2 protein-coding genes are annotated in these 3,392 nt (G+C 48.6%); one reads left to right on the top strand and one right to left on the bottom strand.

All coding sequences use genetic code 11. The features are described from left to right. Positions 1 to 426: 426 nt before the first annotated feature. The gene (locus U8T64_RS13810; RefSeq protein WP_322184427.1) at positions 427 to 930 is read right to left on the bottom strand and encodes a fibrinogen C domain-containing protein; all 504 of its coding nucleotides are present in this window, start codon (positions 928 to 930) and stop codon (positions 427 to 429) included. A gap of 30 nt (positions 931 to 960) precedes the next feature. Between U8T64_RS13810 and U8T64_RS13805 the strand changes: the two genes are divergently transcribed. Beyond that, positions 961 to 3,039, top strand: a complete 2,079-nt coding sequence (locus tag U8T64_RS13805) for a type 2 periplasmic-binding domain-containing protein (RefSeq protein ID WP_322184425.1) — start codon at positions 961 to 963, stop codon at positions 3,037 to 3,039. Positions 3,040 to 3,392 lie beyond the last annotated feature (353 nt).

The raw sequence follows: 3,392 nt of genomic DNA, 5'->3' as shown, positions 1-3,392 counted from the left end.
AAAAGAAGCCTCTAAAGCTCTTTTATGGTTTTAAGGGTCTGAGTCTCTTCACGACTGTATGAGCTGAGACTCTGAAGGTGAAGGGGAACAGAGAGGAGGATCTGATTGGTTAACACATCTGCATAACTATAACATCATTTTGATTGTATGTGTATTGATTTACCTTCTCACAACAAACAAAAAGCAAACCTCTACCCTCAAACCTTAATCAGGAACTGACTACTTGAAGAAGAAAAGTCTTTCTAACCAGAAAATATTGAGAAGGAAAAATAAATTTCTACAAATACGTTTAATGTTAGTTAAAAATCTGTTTTAAAGATTCTGATTGAAAAAAGTAGCTGTTTAACTGTGAATTACCCAGACTTAGGAAAATCAGGCTCATTGTGACACGACGTCATTAATGAGATCTGATCTTCAGCTGCTGATTCACTGCACAGGACGGATCTTCATGCTGAAGGTCTTCATGGAGTAGTCATGACCCTTCCATGGGTACCAAGAAACTCCAACAGCATAGAGAGCGCCGTCAGCCCCCCAGCGATAGACCCCGTTGGGATTTGCGCTGTGACAGTTACTGTACCAGAATGCCCCCAGGAAGGACCTGGCACAGTTGTTGGGCCAGGTGTCCTGGTCTCTGTCAAAGGTGGAGAACTTAAATCCACTGATGTGACTCAGGGCGTCTCCTGCCCCTCCGTTACTGAATCCAGACACATGCAGCCTGTATCCCTCAGACTCTGAGTCGATGGAGAACGAGGAGTAATAAGCAAACGCTGTGTTTCCACTGAAGTCCTCCATGTCGACCCGCAGCTCGTATCTCTTCCGCTGGGTCAGGTGGAACAGACTCTCCAGACCCAGCCAGTACTCTCCTGCTGCGTTCCCAAAGCCAAACTTGTAGTGGTCCCAGGGTCTGTAGAAGTTCACCGAGCCGTCCATCCTCCTCTGGAACACCGTCCAGCGTCCTCCATGAAACTTCTCCTCCTTGTGGCGCTTACTGGGGGCCTCGCCACCGTGTTCGCGGCCCCCGCTGAGAAGGTGAAATGGTGCGTCAAGTCGGAGCCTGAATATCGGAAATGTTTGGACCTGGCAGCCAAAGCCCCAGCCTTCTCCTGCGTGAGAAGAGACAACACCATCGACTGCATCATTGCAATTAAGGCTGGTGAGGCAGATGCCATCACTTTGGACGGAGGGGACATCTACACTGCTGGACTGAACAACTATGACCTGCATCCCATTATTGCTGAGGACTACGGTCCCAATTTTTCAGACACCTGTTACTTAGCTGTTGCTGTGGCGAAGAAGGGCACACTATTTGGTTTCAAAGATCTGCAGGGGAAGAAATCCTGTCATACAGGGCTGGGAAAATCTGCAGGCTGGAACATCCCCATAGGAACCCTGGTGTCCATGAATATAATTCAGTGGGGAGGCATTGAAGACAAACCTGTGGAGGAAGCGGTGAGTGAATTCTTCCAGGCCAGCTGTGCTCCAGGGGCAACGAGGGGCAGCAAACTGTGTAAACTGTGCAAGGGAGACTGCTCCAGGTCTCATGCAGAGCCTTACTATGATTACGACGGAGCTTTCCAGTGTCTGGCGGAGGGTGCTGGAGACGTGGCGTTTGTAAAGCATCTGACTGTGCCTGAGGCTGAATGGAGCAAGTATGAGCTGTTGTGCAAGGACAACACCAGAGCACCAATGAGCATGTATGAGTCCTGCAACCTGGCCCGGGTACCTGCTCATGCTGTTGTCACCCGCAAAGACTCACAGCTGGCTGAATTGATCTGGACAAGCCTCAACTCAGTACAGGGCTTCAACCTCTTCTCATCTGAAGGCTATGGACCATCCAAGAACCTGATATTCAAGGACTCAACACAGAGACTGGTGCAGCTGCCCCCAAACACAGACTCCTTCCTGTATCTGGGTGCTGAATACATGAGTGTGATCCGTTCTCTTAAGAAAGAGCAGGCCACCGGCACTTCATCGACTGCCATTAAATGGTGTGCTGTGGGCCACGCTGAAACCGCCAAGTGTGATGCATGGAGCATCAACAGTGTGGGTGATGACAGCGCCTCCATTGAATGCCAGAATGCCCCCACAGTTGAAGAGTGTCTGAAAAAGATCATGCGTAAAGAGGCTGACGCAGTTGCAGTAGATGGAGGACAAGTGTACACAGCTGGGAAGTGCGGTCTGGTTCCTGCTATGGTGGAGCAGTATGACAGTGATCAGTGCAGCATCTCTAATGCAAAATCCTCCAAATATCTTGCTGTTGCCGTGGTAAAGAAAGGCTCAGGGGTGACCTGGGACACCCTGAAGGGCAAGAGGTCTTGTCACACAGGCATCGGAAGAACCGCTGGCTGGAATATCCCCATGGGTCACATCCACAATCTGACTAATGACTGTGACTTCACTAAATTTTTCAGTTCCGGCTGTGCCCCCGGAGCAGACCCCAGCTCCCCATTCTGCTCTCAGTGCATCGGCAGCGGCAAAGCTGTAGGAGACGAGTCCAAATGCAAAGCCAGTGCTGATGAGCAGTACTATGGCTACGCTGGAGCCTTTAGATGTCTGGTTGATGGTGCTGGTGATGTTGCCTTCGTCAAACATACAATCGTTCAAGAAAACAGCGATGGTAATGGCCCAGCATGGGCTAAAGGCGTTAATTCTGCTGACTATGAGCTGATCTGCCCTGGGAAGGGTCCAGTGCCCGTCACTGATTTCGCCTCATGTAACCTGGCTGAAGTGCCTGCACATGCTGTGATGACTCGTCCAGAGAACCATGGCGAGGTGGTCCGCATCCTCCAGGGGCAGCAGGCCAAGTTTGGACCCACTGGCAGTGATTCCACATTCAGATTGTTCCAGTCAGAAGGAGGAAAGAACCTCCTCTTTAAGGACTCGACAAAATGTCTCCAGGAGATTCCAGATGGAACAAACTATGAAAAGTTTTTGCAACATCAATACATACTTGCCATGAATTCACTCAGACAGTGCAGTGAAACTGCTCCAGATCTGGAGAAATCTTGCACTTTCCACAACTGTCAGACAAAAAACTAGTGGTGACCATGGACCCTGTGGTGCCTCAGATGCCTCTCAGCAATTCGAGCACCTTACCCACACTTCTCACACTCAACCTAACAACTGCATTTTGTGTTTTTCTGCTGATCTTGTTGTAGACCTGTTTTTAGAAAAACAAACATATATAATACTGCAACCTACAAATCAAATAATACGTCACCAGTCATGTCCATGTGTAGCTATTTTCATGCTGTGGAAACATAATGTTACACTATCTTTATTACATCAACTACTGTATGTTTTGGTAACACATGCCTCACTTTTCCCAAATAAAGTCTTTAATGCTCTTTTGTGGTGACAGTATCATATGCCTTATGTGATTGTGTAACGTC

Source organism: Neglectibacter caecimuris, assembly GCF_034335015.1.
Lineage (GTDB): Bacteria > Bacillota > Clostridia > Oscillospirales > Acutalibacteraceae > Acutalibacter > Acutalibacter caecimuris_A.
Note: the sequence above shows the minus strand (reverse complement) of the source record. Positions and strands in the feature narration are given on the sequence as shown.

Bases quoted from the DNA above. Each gene is read 5' to 3' on its own strand.
- U8T64_RS13810 (WP_322184427.1), bottom strand. From the start codon at position 930: ATGGACGGCTCGGTGAACTTCTACAGACCCTGGGACCACTACAAGTTT.
- U8T64_RS13805 (WP_322184425.1), top strand. From the start codon at position 961: ATGAAACTTCTCCTCCTTGTGGCGCTTACTGGGGGCCTCGCCACCGTG.